This is a genomic window from Nocardioides daejeonensis, from assembly GCF_003194585.1.
In the GTDB taxonomy this organism is placed as follows: Bacteria; Actinomycetota; Actinomycetes; order Propionibacteriales; family Nocardioidaceae; genus Nocardioides; species Nocardioides daejeonensis.
In genome coordinates, this window is record NZ_QHKZ01000008.1 from 111249 (window position 1) to 126800 (window position 15552).

The 15552-nt window shown below is 70.0% G+C and carries 20 protein-coding genes and 1 pseudogene; 14 read left to right on the forward strand and 7 right to left on the reverse strand.

Annotated features, from left to right (window positions below; genetic code table 11):
* Positions 1 to 2: 2 nt before the first annotated feature.
* The 3 genes from DNK54_RS18450 to DNK54_RS18460 all read left to right on the forward strand — a co-directional run bounded on the left by DNK54_RS18450 (position 3) and on the right by DNK54_RS18460 (position 4464).
* A complete protein-coding gene (locus tag DNK54_RS18450) occupies positions 3 to 1667 on the forward strand; it encodes an FAD-dependent oxidoreductase (RefSeq protein ID WP_110208476.1) in 1665 nt (554 codons plus the stop codon).
* Between the two features lie 30 nt (positions 1668 to 1697).
* Positions 1698 to 3167, forward strand: coding sequence for an acetyl-CoA acetyltransferase (locus tag DNK54_RS18455; RefSeq protein ID WP_110208477.1), 1470 nt, complete (start codon positions 1698 to 1700; stop codon positions 3165 to 3167).
* A 121-nt stretch (positions 3168 to 3288) separates the two neighbouring features.
* Positions 3289 to 4464, forward strand: coding sequence for a thiolase family protein (locus DNK54_RS18460; RefSeq protein ID WP_110208478.1), 1176 nt, complete (start codon positions 3289 to 3291; stop codon positions 4462 to 4464).
* Positions 4465 to 4767: 303 nt separating this feature from the next.
* On the opposite strand, the gene DNK54_RS21600 is transcribed toward DNK54_RS18460, so the two are convergent.
* The 5 genes and pseudogenes from DNK54_RS21600 to DNK54_RS21610 form a co-directional block, all read right to left on the reverse strand.
* On the reverse strand, positions 4768 to 5067 hold the full coding sequence (locus DNK54_RS21600) for a hypothetical protein (RefSeq protein ID WP_239460186.1): 300 nt from the start codon (positions 5065 to 5067) through the stop codon (positions 4768 to 4770).
* Positions 5068 to 5140: 73 nt separating this feature from the next.
* Positions 5141 to 5245: pseudogene (locus DNK54_RS21780) on the reverse strand (patatin-like phospholipase family protein); the annotation flags it as partial.
* Positions 5246 to 5256: 11 nt separating this feature from the next.
* Positions 5257 to 5481, reverse strand: coding sequence for a hypothetical protein (locus tag DNK54_RS18470; RefSeq protein WP_110208480.1), 225 nt, complete (start codon positions 5479 to 5481; stop codon positions 5257 to 5259).
* The gene (locus tag DNK54_RS18475) at positions 5478 to 6128 is read right to left on the reverse strand and encodes an RNA polymerase sigma factor (protein ID WP_239460177.1); all 651 of its coding nucleotides are present in this window, start codon (positions 6126 to 6128) and stop codon (positions 5478 to 5480) included. The genes DNK54_RS18470 and DNK54_RS18475 overlap by 4 nt, the downstream gene beginning before the upstream one ends.
* 8 nt (positions 6129 to 6136) lie before the next feature.
* Entirely contained in the window at positions 6137 to 6547 is a 411-nt protein-coding gene (locus DNK54_RS21610) for a hypothetical protein (protein ID WP_239460178.1), read from the reverse strand.
* On the opposite strand from DNK54_RS21610, the gene DNK54_RS18485 reads away from it, so the two are divergent.
* The 5 genes from DNK54_RS18485 to mshD all read left to right on the forward strand — a co-directional run bounded on the left by DNK54_RS18485 (position 6546) and on the right by mshD (position 10416).
* Positions 6546 to 6959 carry a hypothetical protein gene (locus DNK54_RS18485; protein ID WP_110208481.1) on the forward strand — a complete coding sequence of 138 codons (414 nt, stop codon included), beginning with the start codon at positions 6546 to 6548 and terminating at the stop codon, positions 6957 to 6959. The genes DNK54_RS21610 and DNK54_RS18485 overlap by 2 nt on opposite strands.
* Before the next feature lie 35 nt (positions 6960 to 6994).
* A complete protein-coding gene (gene folE, locus DNK54_RS18490; RefSeq protein ID WP_110208482.1) occupies positions 6995 to 7600 on the forward strand; it encodes a GTP cyclohydrolase I FolE in 606 nt (201 codons plus the stop codon).
* A complete protein-coding gene (locus tag DNK54_RS18495; RefSeq protein WP_110208483.1) occupies positions 7597 to 8778 on the forward strand; it encodes an NAD(P)/FAD-dependent oxidoreductase in 1182 nt (393 codons plus the stop codon). Before folE ends, DNK54_RS18495 begins: the two co-directional genes overlap by 4 nt.
* 84 nt (positions 8779 to 8862) lie before the next feature.
* The gene (gene npdG, locus DNK54_RS18500; RefSeq protein ID WP_239460180.1) at positions 8863 to 9534 is read left to right on the forward strand and encodes an NADPH-dependent F420 reductase; all 672 of its coding nucleotides are present in this window, start codon (positions 8863 to 8865) and stop codon (positions 9532 to 9534) included.
* Between the two features lie 45 nt (positions 9535 to 9579).
* The gene (mshD, locus tag DNK54_RS18505; RefSeq protein WP_110208484.1) at positions 9580 to 10416 is read left to right on the forward strand and encodes a mycothiol synthase; all 837 of its coding nucleotides are present in this window, start codon (positions 9580 to 9582) and stop codon (positions 10414 to 10416) included.
* A 92-nt stretch (positions 10417 to 10508) separates the two neighbouring features.
* Here mshD and DNK54_RS18510 read toward each other — a convergent pair whose 3' ends face one another.
* On the reverse strand, positions 10509 to 11213 hold the full coding sequence (locus tag DNK54_RS18510; RefSeq protein ID WP_110208485.1) for a response regulator transcription factor: 705 nt from the start codon (positions 11211 to 11213) through the stop codon (positions 10509 to 10511).
* A gap of 44 nt (positions 11214 to 11257) precedes the next feature.
* Between DNK54_RS18510 and DNK54_RS18515 the strand changes: the two genes are divergently transcribed.
* The 3 genes from DNK54_RS18515 (at position 11258) to DNK54_RS18525 (ending at position 13280) form a co-directional block, all read left to right on the forward strand.
* Positions 11258 to 11530, forward strand: coding sequence for a MoaD/ThiS family protein (locus tag DNK54_RS18515; protein ID WP_239460181.1), 273 nt, complete (start codon positions 11258 to 11260; stop codon positions 11528 to 11530).
* A 97-nt stretch (positions 11531 to 11627) separates the two neighbouring features.
* Positions 11628 to 12413, forward strand: a complete 786-nt coding sequence (locus tag DNK54_RS18520; protein ID WP_110208486.1) for an FkbM family methyltransferase — start codon at positions 11628 to 11630, stop codon at positions 12411 to 12413.
* Between the two features lie 57 nt (positions 12414 to 12470).
* Positions 12471 to 13280, forward strand: a complete 810-nt coding sequence (locus tag DNK54_RS18525) for an FkbM family methyltransferase (RefSeq protein ID WP_110208487.1) — start codon at positions 12471 to 12473, stop codon at positions 13278 to 13280.
* Here DNK54_RS18525 and DNK54_RS18530 read toward each other — a convergent pair whose 3' ends face one another.
* Positions 13281 to 13715 carry a TlpA family protein disulfide reductase gene (locus tag DNK54_RS18530; RefSeq protein WP_110208488.1) on the reverse strand — a complete coding sequence of 145 codons (435 nt, stop codon included), beginning with the start codon at positions 13713 to 13715 and terminating at the stop codon, positions 13281 to 13283.
* Positions 13716 to 13846: 131 nt separating this feature from the next.
* Here DNK54_RS18530 and DNK54_RS18535 point away from each other — a divergent pair, with 131 nt between their 5' ends.
* The 3 genes from DNK54_RS18535 (at position 13847) to DNK54_RS18545 (ending at position 15552) form a co-directional block, all read left to right on the forward strand.
* Positions 13847 to 14554, forward strand: coding sequence for an FkbM family methyltransferase (locus DNK54_RS18535; RefSeq protein WP_162602546.1), 708 nt, complete (start codon positions 13847 to 13849; stop codon positions 14552 to 14554).
* 37 nt (positions 14555 to 14591) lie between these two features.
* Entirely contained in the window at positions 14592 to 15197 is a 606-nt protein-coding gene (locus DNK54_RS21750; RefSeq protein WP_110208490.1) for a serine O-acetyltransferase, read from the forward strand.
* Positions 15198 to 15312: 115 nt separating this feature from the next.
* Positions 15313 to 15552 carry a phosphopantetheine-binding protein gene (locus DNK54_RS18545; RefSeq protein WP_110208491.1) on the forward strand — a complete coding sequence of 80 codons (240 nt, stop codon included), beginning with the start codon at positions 15313 to 15315 and terminating at the stop codon, positions 15550 to 15552.

The following is a 15552-nucleotide window of genomic DNA, read 5'->3' on the forward strand; positions in this document are numbered from 1 at the left end:
CGATGGCGCACATCATCACCCGAGCATGCTGCAACGACGCCGGATGCGTCCCGGTGTGCCCGGTCAACTGCATCCACCCGACTCCCGACGAGCCGGACTACCTGACGGCGGAGATGCTCTACATCGACCCCGCGGGGTGCATCGACTGCGGTGCCTGCGTGGATGCCTGCCCCGTCGGCGCGATCCACGCCGACTACGACCTCCCGGAGGAGTACGCGCGTTTCGAGGAGATCAACGCCCGCTACTTCACCACCCCCGACCGCACCGACTACGAGGCCGAGCAGGCCACACCGCAACGGCGGAGCTGGCCCGACGGGCTGGGTCGGCTCAAGGTCGCCGTGATCGGCTCCGGCCCGGCTGCCCTGTACGCCGCCGAGGAACTGCTCTCCCAGCGCGGCGCCGAGGTGGAGGTCGACCTCTTCGAGCGCCTGCCGGTGCCGTGGGGCCTGGTCCGCTTCGGCGTGGCACCCGACCACCAGGACACCAAGGCGGCCAGCGGCCCGTTCGCGCGGACGCTGCGCCGCTCGGGTTGCCGGATCTTCCTCAACACCGAGGTCGGCAAGGACCTCTCGCTGGAGGAGCTCCGCCAGCGCTACCACGCGGTGATCGTGGCCGCCGGGGCGATGGGGGACCGGGCTCTCGGCGTACCGGGCGAGGACCTGGCCGGCAGTCACTCCGCGACCGAGCTGGTGGCCTGGTACAACGGCCATCCTGACTTCGCAGACCGGGAGTTCGACCTCGGCCACGAGCGTGCCGTGGTGGTCGGCAACGGGAACGTCGCGCTCGACGTGGCTCGGGTGCTGGTGAGCGAGCCGGCGCGATTGGAGCGCACCGACATCGCCGACCACGCGCTGGAGCGCCTGCGCGACTCGAAGGTGCGCGAGGTGGTGGTGATGGCACGGCGTGGTCCGCTGGAGGCGGCGTTCACCACCAAGGAGCTGCTCGGCCTCGCGGAGCTCCCCGACGTCGATCTCGTCGTGGATCCGGCCGAGCTGGACGTCTCCGAGGCGGAGATCGCTGCGCTCGGCGACCCGGCCAGTTCGGTGCCGGCCTACAAGCTGCAGCTGCTCCGCGAGCTGAGTACGCCGACCGCGAGCCGGGAGCGTCGCGTGGTCTTGAAGTTCCTCGCCTCCCCCCGCCGGATCGAGGGGAGCGACCGGGTCACCGGCATCGAAGTCGAGCGCAACGAGCTCGTCGAGGCCGACGGCGTACGGCGTGCACGCGGGACCGGCGAGACCGCCACCGTGGAGGCCGGGCTGGTCTTCCGCTCGGTCGGCTACTTCGGACTCGAGTTCCCGGGCGTGCCGTTCGACGAGCGGCGGGGCGTGGTGCCCAACGACCGCGGTCGGGTGCTCGCCGCAGCGGAGGGGGAGCCGGTGATGGGCCTCTACACCGCGGGCTGGATCAAGCGCGGGCCGTCCGGGGTGATCGGCTCCAACAAGCGGTGCGCCAAGGAGACCGTCGGCCAGCTGTTGGACGACTGGACCGCCGGTCGCCTTACCGCCCCGCCGGTGGACGACGATGTCGCCGAGCTCATCCCGGGGCGGATCGAGCTCGATGGTTGGAAGAGGATCGACAGCCACGAGTCTGCAGCGGGCAAGGCAGCCAAGCGCCCCCGGGTCAAGCTGGTGGACGTGGCCGCGATGGTGGAGATCGCGCGCGCCTGAGACGGCGCGCCATCGAAGGAGAGGAACCGCGTGGACCCCCGCACGCCCGTGCTCGTCGGAGGCGGCCAGCTCACGGTGCGCGTCGATGCGCCTGAGCCCGTCGACATGATCGTGGCCGCGCTCCGTGCCGCCGCGCAGGACGCCGGTGCCCCGGCCCTGGCGGAGGCCGTTGCCTCGGTCCGGATCCCCAAGATGCTGTCGTGGAAGTACCGCGATCCCGGAGCGCTCGTAGCCGAGAGGCTGGGTACGGAGCTGCGACACTCGGTCTACACAGGGGACGGCGGCAGTCACTCCCAGGCCCTGGTCAACGACGCGGCCGCCGACATCCTGGCCGGTCGGGTGGAGGTGGTGGCGGTCGCCGGGGCGGAGGCCTGGCGCACCCGGATGGCCTTGAAGAAGGCTGGTGAGCGACCAGACTGGACCGTGCAGGCCGACGACGTGCCCGTCCCGGAGAAGCGCCCGAGCGTGGCGATGTGGGACGAGACCGAGCTGCGCGCCGGCCTGGACCGTCCGGCGTACGTCTATCCGCTGTTCGAGCAGGCGCTGCGTCTGGCAACCGGTGCCTCGCGGGCAGAGCACCTGCGCGCTGTCTCCAAGCTGTGGTCGCGGTTCAGTGAGGTCGCGGCCGGCAACCCGTACGCCTGGTCGCGGGAGCCGTTGACCGCCGAGCAGATCGCGATGCCGACGCCGGAGAACCGGCTCGTGTGCGACCCGTACACGAAGGTGATGAACTCCAACAACTTCGTCGACCAGGCGGCCGCGGTGCTGCTCTGCTCCGTCGAGGCGGCCCGACGGCACGGGGTGCCGGAGGACCGGTGGGTCTTCGTGCGCTCCGGCGCGGAAGGGGCGGATCGGTCACGGATCGTGGAGCGGGCGCGGCTCGACGGCTCCCCGGCGATCCGTCATGCGGCCGCCCGTGCGCTCGCCCTCGCTGACGTGGAGCTGGCCGAGCTCGGACCGGTCGACGTCTACTCCTGCTTCCCCTCCGCGGTGCAGGTCGCGGCACGAGAGATCGGCCTGCCGCTGGCCGACCCGCGACGGCCGTTGACGATCACCGGCGGGCTCAGCTTCGCCGGCGGCCCCTGGAACAACTACGTCACGCATGCGATCGCGGCCATGGTCGGTGCAGTGAGAGAGAGCGGGCGACCCGGCTTGGTGACCGCCAACAGCGGCTACCTCACTAAGCACGCCATCGGCGTCTACGCGCCCTCTCCGGGCTCGGGCTTCCGGCGCGAGTCTGTCCAGGATGCCGTCGACGAGGAGCCCACGGCTCCGGTCACCGAGGCTGTGACCGAGGCGAGCCCCGGCGTCCTGGAGGCGTGGACCGTCGTCCGGGACCGGACGGGTGAGCCGGAGCAGGGCCTGGCGGCGATCCGTCTCGCCGACGGCTCGCGCACGCTGGCCCGCACCTCTGACGTCGCCCTGGCCGGCAGGTTGGTGGAGCTCGAGAGGGCCGATGAGCCTGTGGTCGTCCACCCCGACGCCGTCTTCACCGCCTGACCCTGCCCTCCGACTCGTCGTGGTCCACGTCACGTGGGAGTGGCCCCCTGCCGCTCTCGCATACGTGGTCCACTACGCCGGGAGGCATAGGCCAACCAAGGGAACGAAAGAGGAGACACCGATGACCGAGGCCGTGATCGTCAGCGCCGTGCGCACCCCGATCGGGACGTCGTACAAGGGCACCCTGCGGGAGATGCTTGCGGAGGAGTTGGCCACGCTGGTGGTCGGCGAGGCCGTGAAGCGCTCCGGCCTGAACCCCGAGGACTTCGGTGACGTCATCCTCGCCGAGTCGACCGTGGGCGGCGGCGACATCGCGCGCTACGCCGCACTCGCCAACGGGATGGTCGGCGTCCCCGGCCAGGCCGTGCAGCGCTGGTGTGCGGGCTCGCTCACCTCCATCGGCAACGCCGCCGCGCAGATCCGCTCCGGCATGGAGCAGGCGATCATCGCGGGCGGCACCCACTCCTACTCGACCAGCCCGCAGCTGATCTCCAAGCTCGCCGACGGCTCGGAGAAGCAGGGCATGCGGCCGTCGTTCCCCTACTACGACACCGAGGAGTACGGCCGCGCCACCGACGACGTGATCGTCAACGTGGGCTTCAACATCGCCAAGGAGCGCGGCATCACCCGGGAGGAGCAGGACGCATGGGCGTTCCGCTCGCACCAGCGTGCGATTGCCGCGATCGACGCCGGCCAGTTCGACGACGAGATCGTGGCGGTCCAGGCCCGGCTCGAGGGCGAGGTCGTGAGCTTCGCCGTCGACGAGCACCCGCGCCGCGGTGGCTCGTTGGAGAAGCTGGCAGGGCTCAAGCCGATCCGCGAGGTCGAAGGGTTCAGCGTGACCGCCGGCAACTCCTCCGGAGTCAACGACGCCGCGTCGGCGCTGGCGATCGTCAGCGACGAGCTTGCGGCCGCCCGCGGGCTCACCCCGCTCGCCCGGATCCGCGCCTGGGGCGCCGTCGGCGTGCAGCCGCACTTGTGCGGTGTCGGCGGTGTGGACGCCATCCCGCTGGTGCTCAAGCGTGCCGGGCTCAGCGTCTCCGACGTCGACCTGTGGGAGATCAACGAGGCGTTCGCCTCCGTGCCGATCGCCGCGGTCAAGGAACTCGGCATCGACGAGGAGCTGGTGAACCCCTGGGGCTCCGGCTGCTCGCTCGGTCACCCGATCTCCGCCTCCGGTGGCCGGATGGTCACCACGCTGGCGCACGAGCTCAAGCGCCGCGGCGGCGGGATCGCCGTGGCGTCGATGTGCGCGGCCGGTGGCCAGGGCGGTGCCGTGGTCATCGAGGCCGTCTGAGCTTCGCAGCATCGATAACGTCCTGCGAGGTGGTCGCTCCGGCGACCGCTTCGCAGGACGTCTTTCGTCAGGCCGTAGGAGACGTCAGCTGGTCGGCCGGCTCACACGGTCAGGAACGTGGCCAGGCCGAGGAAGAGCAGGCCGGTGGCAGCAACAGCGGCGATCGTCAGGATCGCCAGGGGCCGGGTGAGCAGCATCGTGCCTCCTCAGAAGATGTCGTCCCTGCCCCCATCGGCACGGTGTCCCCCGACCTGAGCACGTGTTCACGAAGGGCCTGGCCGGACCTTCTCCAACCGGAACCTCTCAGTGGCGGTGGAGGCCGATCGCGGCAGCCTGCTGAGGCGGCGAGAGCACCGGCTCGTCAAGCGCTGCGGCCGCGCGATCGTGAGCGGCGCGGATGAGGCGACCGGCATGGCCGAAGCTGCTCGGTGCGACCGTCACCGGGCAGGGTGGCGGCAGCACGTGCAGGGTGGCTGCTCCCGCGTAGGAGGCGATGTCGAGAAGGAGTCGTTGATGGATCAGGATCGTCATCGCCTGCATAGCCGCCCCGAGGACGGTGGTCGGCGGCGCGGTGCGCGCGCAGGCGAATCCCGACGGGAGCACGTAGATCCACCGCATCGGGCCCGAACGGGTGGCCCGCGATGAAGGCAGCGTTCAAGCCGCCGGCCGAAGTGCCCACCAGCAGGTCTGGTGCGATGGCGCGCTCGGCGAGCGCCTGCAGCATCCCCACCTGCACCGCGCCCAGACTCGCCCCGCCGGAGAGCACGAAGGCAGTCGTCATCGAAGCGCCGCTCAGCTCGGCTCGGCCAGAAGCTCCAGCAGCGTCGCGGCTTCCTCGGCACAGGCGCCGCAGCCGGCCAGGTGGACCTCCATCCGAAGATCATGGTGATCGGGGTCGGCCGCGCGCGCCTCGACGTACTGATCTATCCGGTCGAAGCACTCATCGCACGAGAGGTACGGCGCGGTGTCGCGCAGCAGGCCTTCGACGGCGGCGGCGTAGGGGTGGGCGTCGTTCATCGGGTGCTCCGTGAAGTGGTGGCGTCGAGGTGGCCGCTACGGATCAACGCCGCTCGTAGCCGCTGACGTGCGTCGTGCAGCGTCTTGTAGAGAGCGTTGCGAGAGGTGCCGAGCCGATCGGCGAGGACGTCGATCGGCACGTGTTCGATCAGCAACGCCAAGGTGATGCGACGTTGGTGTGGAGTCAGGTCGTTGGCGATCGCCTTCTCCAGTTCCCGCGCCAGTTCGCCCGCCTCCGCGTCGGCCGCCGGGGTGGCGCCCTGCGCCACGATCGTGAAGGTGTCCGGCAGATGTACTTCGCGATGCCGCCAGGCCTGGCGGCGCACGGTTACGCCGGCATGGAGCACGCCGAACTTGTAGACCCACGTCGTGAACCTGCTTCGACCCTCGAAGGTGTCCAGCTTGGCCAGCACCGACATCAGCGCGTCGTTGGCGGCCTCCTGGGCGAGATCGTCCAACTCGCCGGCTCCGATACCGGGAAGCTGGTGCCGCAGCCGCGCGACCTGGTGACGAGCAGCGCGCAGCAGCAACTCGTGGAGCCGCCGTTGCGCGGCGACGCCAACAGCGCCGGGGCGGTGCAGATCAGCGATCCACTCCTCATCCGAGGAGACCGCGTGCTGAACCTCGGAGGTGATGCCTGGGTTCATGATCATCATCATCCCCTCTCGTCGGGCAGCGGCGCGAGGATACGAGCGGCCAGCGTCGGTGGACAGCCGCGATCGACCAGTTGCAGCAGCGCGTGCAGGTCCACGCCCCGGTCGGTGGCGAGCGCGGCTGCCAGCTCGGGGTCGAATCCGGCGCGCAGCAGGTGGCGGCGACGCCAGCCGACCAGATCGGTCGCGGGGGCCGGCATCGGACGCGCATGGGTCCGGATGGAGCGGTGCGATCGGTTCATGTCTTCTTCGTGTCGGGCCACGGGCCCGGTCTTACTTCCGCGATGCTTCACGGCCGTCGGTAAGAAGCCGGGCTCGGCCGACACGAACAGGGTGTTGCGGCACCGGACGGGGATCTCAGCCTGTCCGGCCGCAACGGCCAGATCATCCTGTCGAGAAGGAGATGCCTTCATGTCCGCTTCCACCCCCACCCGCGCATCGTTGGGCACCACTGGCGCCGACCGTGCCTTCTTCCTGCTCCGCACCGTCTTCATCATTGCGCCGATCGCCTTCGGGCTCGACAAGTTCGCTCAGGTGCTCAGCGACTGGGACTTCTATCTGGCGCCGTGGATCAACGACATCGTGCCCGGCGACGCGCACGACGCGATGATGATCGTGGGCGTCATCGAGATCGTGGCAGGCATCGTGGTGGCGCTCGACGCACGCTTCGGCGCGCTGCTCGTGGCGGCTTGGCTGCTGGGCATCATCGTCGACCTGCTCACCCTCGGCGACTTCTACGACGTGGCGCTGCGCGACTTCGGCCTCTTCGTGGCGGCGGTGTCGTTGGCCCTCCTCGCCTTCGACCGAGCCAAGCAGGCAGCGTGAGCAGATCCGTGGTTGGGGCGGGCTCGGCGTCGCCGGTGCTCGGGCAGGGGCGCTTCCGCCCGGTCATCGGCAGCGACCAGCGCCGTGAGGTCGATGCCGGTGCCGCCGAGGCTGCCGCTGCGCAACTGCTTGCGGCGCTGGGCCTCGACCTGACCGACGAGAACCTCGCCGAGACTCCGCGCCGCATGGCGCACGCGCTGATCGAAATGACGCTCGGAGCGGAGTTCGAGCTCACCACGTTCCCCAACGACGAGGGCTACGACGAGTTGGTGATGGTCCAAGACATCGCCCTGCAGTCGATCTGCGAGCATCACATGCTGCCGTTCGTCGGGATCGCCCACATCGGCTATCTGCCTGGCGAGCGCATCCTGGGCCTCTCCAAGTTCGCGCGGATGGTGGAGCTGCACGCCCGCCGCCCGCAGACCCAGGAGCGCCTCACCAAACGGATCGCCGACCATCTGGAGGCAGAGCTCGCTCCCCGGGGCATCGGTGTCGTGATCGAGGCCGAGCACACCTGCATGAGCCTGCGTGGAGCGCGCAACCCGAGCGCGCGCACCACGACTTCGGCGATGTTCGGCAAGCTCCGCGACGATCCACGCAGCCGGGCCGAGTTCCTCGCCCTGACCAGGAGCACACGATGACCGAGCGGATCGAGCAGATCGTGATCGTGGGCGCCGGTCTGGCCGGCACGCACGCCGCTGAGGAGCTGCGCGCTGCTGGCTACACCGGGCGGCTGATGCTGATCGGAGCTGAGCTGCACCTGCCCTACGATCGGCCGCCGCTCTCCAAGGGTGTGCTGCTGGGCAAGGACACCGCCGCGTCGATCCAGCTCCATCCCCAGGAGTGGTACGACGAGCAGCGCATCGAGTTGCGCACCGGCGAGGCGGTCACGGCACTCGACCTGGCGGCGCGACGTGTCAGCATCGGGTCGTGGACCATCGGCTACCACCGCCTGTTGCTGGCCACCGGCTCCCGCCCGCGACATCTGGAGATCGTGGACGACTCGGGCTCACCCGTGCACCACGTGCGCTCGCTCGACGACGCCGAAGGGCTGCGCGGGCATCTCAAGGAGCGCTTGCTGATCGTGGGTGGGGGCTGGATCGGTCTGGAGGTCGCTGCTGCGGCCCGCGCGGCGGGCGGTGAGGTCACCCTCATCGAGGCGACGGGGCTGCCGCTGGCCGGTGTTCTCGGTGGCGAGGTCGCCCCCGTCTTCGCCGACCTACACCGAGCTCACGGCGTCGACCTGCGTACTGGCGTCACCCTGGCGGACGTCCGTGCGGGAGCAGGTGGCACGCGCGCCGTTCTCACCGACGGCTCCACGGTCGATGTGGACCGCATCGTGGTCGGCGTCGGCGCGGTCCCCGAGACCCACGTGGCCCGCGAGGCCGGGCTGGTCTGCCAGAACGGGATCCTGGTCGATGCGGCGTTGCAGACGAGCGACCCGTTCGTATACGCCGCCGGTGACGTCGCCAACCAGGCGCATCCGCAGCTGGGCCGCCTACGGGTCGAGCACTGGGACAACGCCATCGCCCAGGGCAGGCACACGGCCCGGGCCATGCTCGGTGAGCACGGCAGCTTCGAGCAGCAACCGTACTTCTTCTCCGATCAGTACGACCTCGGCATGGAGTACGTCGGCCACGTCGGTCCGCACGGCTATGACCGGGTGCAGATCGAGGGGAGCCTTGCCGAGCGTGTGTTCACCGCGTTCTGGCTTCGTGGCGATCAGGTAGTGGCTGGAATGCACGCGGGCGATTGGGGCGCCATCGATCGGATCCGTGATCTGGTGGGTGGCCCCGCGGAGCGGCTGGCTGTCCGCTAACTGGGCGGTAACAGTTCGGCCCGATTCGGCTGATGCGATGCTGTGTCCTGATCGAAGCTCCCACGACCAGAAGAGGCACATTCCGTGACCGAGATCGACCTGTCGACCCAGACCATCGCCGTCCTCGGCGGCACCGGCCCCCAAGGTCGTGGCCTGGCCCGCCGTTTTGCCCAGGCCGGCCTCGCCGTCGTCCTCGGCTCGCGTGCTGCGGAGAAGGCCGAGGCGACCGCCGCGGAGCTCGTCGAGGCCACCGGGGGCCGGGTGACCGGAGCCGACAACGCTGGCGCTGCCGCGCAGGGCGACATCGTGCTGGTCGTCGTCCCGTGGGACGGTCACGGCGAGCTGGTCAAGAGCCTCGCGGCCGAGCTGGCCGGCAAGATCGTCGTAGACTGCGTCAACCCGCTCGGCTTCGACAAGCAGGGTGCCTACGCGCTGCAGGTCGAGGAGGGTTCGGCCACCCAGCAGGCTGCCGGACTGCTCCCGGAGAGCCGCGTTGTGGGTGCCTTCCACAACGTCAGCGCCGTCCTTCTGGAGGACCCCGAGGTCGATGATCTGGGCACCGACGTCCTGGTGCTCGGCGACGACCGCGAGGCGACCGACACTGTCCAAGCACTGGCCGATGTCATTCCCGGCGTCCGCGGCATCTACGGTGGACGTATCCGCAATGCGCATCAGGTCGAGGCTCTCACCGCCAACCTGATCAGCATGAACCGGCGTTACAAGGCACACGCCGGCGTGCGCGTCACCGACGTCTGAGGCGACCCGGCGACCCTCGCTGGCCCGGGCACGAGGAGGCAGTCGATGGTCGAGGAAGTCAAGGCGTGGGACATCGATGTCCGCGACACGATGATCCGGATCGCTCGGGAGTGTGCGGAGGTCGACGGCCAGGCGCCGCTCGACGAGGCAGTACGGATCCGGCTCCGCAACAACGGACTCATCGGGTCCACGCTCTGGCTCGAGGGGAACGCCGGCTTCGCGTTGCGCCATGACGAGGCCCTGGAGCTGGCGGTCGTCCCCGGTCAGCGTGCCAAGGGGATCGGCGGTGCGCTTGCCGCGGCTGCGCTGGAGGGCGTGACCTCCGCCTGGTCGCACGGTGACCATCCAGCTGCCGCGCGGCTGGCGGCGAGACACGGATTCTCGCGAGCCCGCGAGCTGTGGGTGATGCGTCGCCCGGTGACCGATCTGCCACCCACCCCCGACGCTGTGACCATCCGCACCTGGACGCCGGACGACCGCGACGAGTTGCTCCGGGTCAACGCCGAGGCGTTCCGCACCCACCCCGAGCAGGGTGACATGGATGCGCAGAACCTCACGGATCGGATGGCCGAGCCGTGGTTCGACGCGGCCGGCCTGCTGGTCGTCACCGAGGACGAGCGGATGCTGGGCTTCCACTGGACCAAGAAGCACAGCGCCGAGGTCGGTGAGGTGTACGTCGTCGCCACCGACCCCGCAGCGCAGGGCCGCGGCCTGGGGCGCGCGTTGACGGTGGCAGGCCTGCACCACCTGCGATCGGTGCTCGACGAGGACGGCGAGATCATCCTCTACGTGGAGAGCGACAACGCTCGTGCTGTGGCCCTCTACGAGAGCCTCGGGTTCACCCACGCCGCCGAGGACACCCACGTGCAGTACCGCCGCTGATGCGTTGAGTTCGCGCGAATCACGCATTGAGTTCGCGCGAATGGCGCGTTGAGTTCGCGCGAATGGCACGGTCCGGCGCGGTTGCGGCTGTCTCAGCGCGGGTTCGCGGGCTCGGGCTCAGCCTCAGGAGTCGGGAGCACGAAGCGGTAGCCGACGTTGCGGACCGTGCCGATAAGGGTCTCGTGCTCCGGGCCGAGCTTGGCGCGGAGGCGGCGCACGTGCACGTCGACGGTGCGGGTGCCGCCGAAGTAGTCGTAGCCCCACACTTCCTGGAGCAGCTGCTGACGGGAGAAGACCCGACCCGGGTGCTGGGCCAGGTACTTGAGCAGCTCGAACTCCTTGAAGGTCAGGTCGAGGGGGCGGCCGCTGAGACGGGCGGTGTAGGTGGCCTCGTCGACGGTCACCTCACCGCTGCGGATCACCCTGGTCTCGGGCTCCTCCTGCTGCGCCAGACGGGCGATCGCCAGTCGGATCCGCGCGTCGAGCTCGGCCGGGCCGCAGGAGTGCAGCACCACGTCGTCCATGCCCCAGTCGAGCGCCACCACCGGCAGTCCGCCCTCGCCCAGGACCAACAGCACCGGCACCTCGGAGCCGGTGGTGCGGATCAGCTTGCACAGGTCTCGGGCCGCCGCGAGCTCCTTGCGCCCATCGACGAGCACCAGGTCGCACTCGGGCGCATCGACGAGGGCCGCTCCCTCGGCGGGGAGCACCCGCAGGTGATGGCCGAGGAGGCCGAGCGCGGGCAGCACCTCGGCGGAGGGTTGCAGGGCGCTGGTCAGCAGTAACAGCGTGGCCACGGCCCCTCCTTCCGGCCGGGAGCGTTGTGGTGAAGGATACCGGCATGGAGTCGGTGAAGTCGGTGACCGTTCACTACTGGGCAGCGGCGAAGGCTGCCGCGGGTGTCCCTGAGGAACGCCTGGAGCTGCCGGTGGAGGCGACGCTCGGCGACCTCACGGCACTCGTCCGCGCCCGGCACGGCGTGCAGCTCGACCAGGTGCTCGCCGTCTGCTCGGTGCTGATCGACGGTGCCCAGGCGGGCTCACGCGACCCGGGTGCAGCGCCGCTCCCCGACGGTGCCACCGTGGAGTTCCTGCCGCCCTTCGCCGGCGGCTGACCCAGCGGCGCCGGCGACGTGGCTCCGGCGGACGTCGCCGCGCAAAGTTCGCGAAGAACTTCCCCTCGGCACGCGTTGTCGCCACACTAGGCGGGTGATGACGAGCCTCTCCCGCCGTGGCGCTGACCAGAGCCTGCGCAATCGCGCCCGCGAGTCCGTGAAGCTGGGTGTGCGCGGCCTGCTGCAGAAGGCCGATGTCGAGATCGGCCGGGGCACCTTCGCCAACCGGTTGGCCCGCACCTGCGACGCCTTCGGGATCGACACCGTGCTCGACGTGGGCGCCAATGTCGGCCAGTACGCGACGATGCTGCGCCGGGCCGGGTTCGCCGGCCGGATCCTCAGCTGTGAGCCGCTGACCGGTGCCTTCGGCGAGTTGGCCTCCCGCGCCGACGGGGACGCCCGGTGGCAGACGCTGCACACGGCCGTCGGTGCGGAGCCGGGCACCGTGAGCATCCACGTCTCAGAGAACTCTTTCTCCTCCTCCATCCGCGACATGACCGACGCGCACCTCGACAACGCTCCGGGCTCCCACTACATCGCCACCGAGGAAGTGCCGGTCACCACCGTCGCCGGCCTGGTCGACACCCACGGCGTGGATCCGGCGCGCTGCCTGCTCAAGATCGACACCCAGGGCTACGAGGGCGAGGTGTTGCGCGGTGCCGGCGAGCTGGTGGGCAGGGTCCAGGCGATCCAGCTGGAGATGTCCTTCGTCGAGCTCTATGCGGGCCAGCTGCTGTACGACGACCTGATGGCCGCGATGGTGGCTGCCGGCTACCGGCTGCACACGCTGGACCCCGGTTTCTCTGCCGCCGATGGCCGGCTGCTCCAGGTGGACGGACTCTTCGTGCGGGCCGACGCCGGCTCTGCTCCGTCGGGGGCGTGACCAAATCGCGTGCAAACGGTTGCACACCCTGAGAACCCACAGCCCCGGAGGCATTTTGTGATCACGACGCCCCGCAACCTCGGTCACCTGACGAAGCGGATCCGGCAGACACCGCAGCTGTTCGCGAACTACCCGCACGTCTTCTACGACCTGGCGGCGTCGATGACGCCGTGGCAGGGCAAGGAGATGAGCTACCGGCTGCGCAACGGCTACACGATCGTGAGTCCCAACGCCGATGGTGCCCGCTTCCCGATCTACGAGATCTTCGCCGATGACGCCTACCTGCTCGACACGATGCTCGCGGGCCTCCCCGCCGATGTGCACGTGATGGACCTCGGCGGCCAGATCGGCTGCTTCTCGCTCGCCGTCGCGCTCAAGCGTCCCCAGGCCCGGGTGCACGTCTACGAGGCCTCTCCGACGAGCGCCTCCTACGTACGCCGCAACGTGGGCGCCAACGACCTGGCCGACCGGATCACCGTGCACGCCAAGGCGATGGCCGGCGAGGAGGGCACCTTCACCTTCGTCGACAGCGGCACCGCGAGCGGCCACAACGGCATCACCGCCCCCGAGGGGCTCGGCCACGAGGTCACGGTGCCGAGCACCACCTTCGACGCCGCAGTCAAGGAGATGGATGGCCGCGTCGAGGTGGTGAAGGCCGACGTCGAGGGTGCGGAGTACGACATCATCCTGAAGTCCGACCCGGCGTCATGGGCCACGGTGCAGCGAGTGGTGATGGAGTACCACCCGGTCGCAGGTCACTCGTTGGACGAGCTGCTGGAGTTCTTCGCCGCTGTCGGCCTGCACCCCGGCGAGCACGACCGCGGTACGCGCCCGGGGCTCGGCGTCATCTGGCTCTCCAGGAAGTAGTCAGGCGCGCGCCAGCGCGTTGAGCACCTGCTCCTTCGTGGGTGCTCCCGCAGCGCGCGTCACCTCGTGCCCCGCCGAGTCGAGCACCAACGTCGTCGGTGTGCGGACGATCTCCAGGCGGCGTACCAGCTCCAGGTGCTCCTCCGCGTCCACCTCGATGTGGGCGACGCCGGGCACGATCTCCGCGACCTCTCCGAGGATCCGCCGGGTTGCCCGGCAGGGTGCGCAGAAGGCGCTGGAGAACTGCAGGAGTGTGGCCCGTTCGCCGAGTTCGTCTCCCCAGGGAGTGTCGGCCAGCGGCGACAGCTGTGGGGCGGGGACGGCTGCCGAGTCGGCGGCAGAGCTCCGGAACCGGCCATCGCTCCAACGTCGCCAGGCCCCGAACGCCACGGCGAACACGAGGGCGAGGACGAGGATGACGGCTCCGGTGGTCACGACGACGCAACGCCGTCTGGGCCGTGGTGATTCCCGGCGCGGGGAGCCGTAGCCTTTGCGGACCCTCCGAAGTTGAGGGTCCGACGGCTCCCGACCGGCAGCCGCACGAGCGACGAGTGAGGCCAAGAGACGTGTCCGGCAACAGATTCCTGGATCTGGCCCAAGGGGCGTTGGCCGGGCGAGGCTTCGAGCTCCGCCGCCATCACGCCGCGCGCCGGCAGCGGATCTTCGCCGCCCGGGGCGTCGATCTCGTCCTCGACGTGGGCGCCGCCCGCGGCGGCTACGGCACCCAGCTACGTCGCTTCGGCTACACCGGGCGGATCGTCTCCTTCGAACCGCTGGCCGATGCCTACGCCGATCTCTCCCGTGCGATCGAGGCAGATCCGGCCTGGCAGGCACACCGGACCGCGCTCGGCGCCGAGGCCGGCACCGCGACCATCAACGTGGCCTCCAACTCCGACTCGAGCTCGCTGCTGCCGATGCTCGACGCGCACCGGGCGGCGGCGCCGCAGGTCGGCTACGTCGGCACCCAGACCGTGACCATCTCCCGACTGGACGACCTGGCGCAGGAGGCGCTGGGCGCGGCCACGACGCCGTACCTGAAGATCGACACGCAGGGCTTCGAGCGCGGCGTCCTTGCCGGGGCTCCGGAGACGCTGCGTCAGGTGGTGGGGCTCCAGCTGGAGCTGTCGTTCGTGCCGCTCTACGACGGTGGGATGACCGTCGACGAGGCCGTCGCCTGGGCCTACGGCGAGGGGTTCCACCTGGTCGGGATCGAGCAGGGCTACACCGCCCCCAGCGGTGAGATCCTTCAGGTCGACGGGGTTTTCTGGCGTTGAGCGTGGCTGCCCGAACGGGCGTGCAGAGAGGGTTCCCATGGCGTTGACCGGTTCCGACGGCTACTCCTACACCCAGCTGGTCTTCTCCGACCTGGAGCGGTACCGCCCAGGGCAGCGGCCGAGCTGGCCCAGCGTGCTGATGCGGTGCCTCAGCAATCCGGGCATGGTCGCCTCCCTGGTGCTGCGCGCCCAGCAGAAGGCATTCCAAGCCGGACGGGTGCGCCTGGCCTTCCTGCTCCGCAGCCTCGGCATGTTTCTGGTCAGCGCCGACTTCGTGCCGGGCATGGACGTCGGCCCGGGCCTGCTGATGCCGCACCCCAACGGCGTGGTCATCGGCAACGGCCTCAGGGTCGGAGCGAACGTGACCTTCGGCGGCGGCATCACGGCGGGCGTCAAGCAGCCCGACGTTGACCCCGAAGAGGAGGGGCAGGGCTACCCGACGATCTGCGACGGCGCCATCATTCTGGCCAACGCGGTGCTCGCCGGCCCGGTGACCGTGGGTTCGTACGCCCAGGTCGGCGCCAACTCGGTGGTGCTGACCGACGTGGCCGAGTGCGCGGTCGTGTTCGGCGTCCCGGCCCGCAAGATCGCCGAGCGCAAGCCGGTGCTGCCCGGCTCCTACGAGGAGCTGCCGCGCGGCTGACCAACTGCGCGTGGCGGCGTCACTTCGGTCGGCCTCTTTCGTTGCATCCACCAGAGTCGCCTGCTTGCTGTAAGCATGAGGCACCACCATCCCGAGGACGAGGAGTCAGCCCCCGATGAGCACCACACCTGCGGATGTCGAGCGCACCGTCGTCGACTTCCTGAAGCGCCTGGAGAAGCTCCCGGAGGGATTCGACGCCACCACCCCCCTCTACGCCGACGGGGTCGGGCTCGACTCGCTGGAGACCGCGGAGCTCTCCGCCCTGCTGGAGGACGAGCTGGGCTCGGATCCGTTCAGCACCGGTGACCTGCCGCAGTCCCTGGCCGAGATCCAGGCGTACTACGCAGGGGTCTGA

Excerpts from the sequence above, each read along its gene's own strand:
- DNK54_RS18450 (WP_110208476.1), top strand. The coding sequence starts at position 3 with ATGGCGCACATCATCACCCGAGCATGCTGCAACGACGCCGGATGCGTC.
- DNK54_RS21750 (WP_110208490.1), top strand. The coding sequence starts at position 14,592 with ATGGCGTTGACCGGTTCCGACGGCTACTCCTACACCCAGCTGGTCTTC.
- DNK54_RS18475 (WP_239460177.1), bottom strand. The coding sequence starts at position 6,128 with ATGAACCCAGGCATCACCTCCGAGGTTCAGCACGCGGTCTCCTCGGAT.
- DNK54_RS18460 (WP_110208478.1), top strand. The coding sequence starts at position 3,289 with ATGACCGAGGCCGTGATCGTCAGCGCCGTGCGCACCCCGATCGGGACG.
- DNK54_RS18470 (WP_110208480.1), bottom strand. The coding sequence starts at position 5,481 with ATGAACGACGCCCACCCCTACGCCGCCGCCGTCGAAGGCCTGCTGCGC.
- DNK54_RS18520 (WP_110208486.1), top strand. The coding sequence starts at position 11,628 with ATGACGAGCCTCTCCCGCCGTGGCGCTGACCAGAGCCTGCGCAATCGC.
- DNK54_RS18515 (WP_239460181.1), top strand. The coding sequence starts at position 11,258 with ATGGAGTCGGTGAAGTCGGTGACCGTTCACTACTGGGCAGCGGCGAAG.
- DNK54_RS21610 (WP_239460178.1), bottom strand. The coding sequence starts at position 6,547 with ATGAAGGCATCTCCTTCTCGACAGGATGATCTGGCCGTTGCGGCCGGA.
- DNK54_RS18485 (WP_110208481.1), top strand. The coding sequence starts at position 6,546 with ATGTCCGCTTCCACCCCCACCCGCGCATCGTTGGGCACCACTGGCGCC.
- DNK54_RS18545 (WP_110208491.1), top strand. The coding sequence starts at position 15,313 with ATGAGCACCACACCTGCGGATGTCGAGCGCACCGTCGTCGACTTCCTG.
- mshD (WP_110208484.1), top strand. The coding sequence starts at position 9,580 with ATGGTCGAGGAAGTCAAGGCGTGGGACATCGATGTCCGCGACACGATG.
- DNK54_RS18495 (WP_110208483.1), top strand. The coding sequence starts at position 7,597 with ATGACCGAGCGGATCGAGCAGATCGTGATCGTGGGCGCCGGTCTGGCC.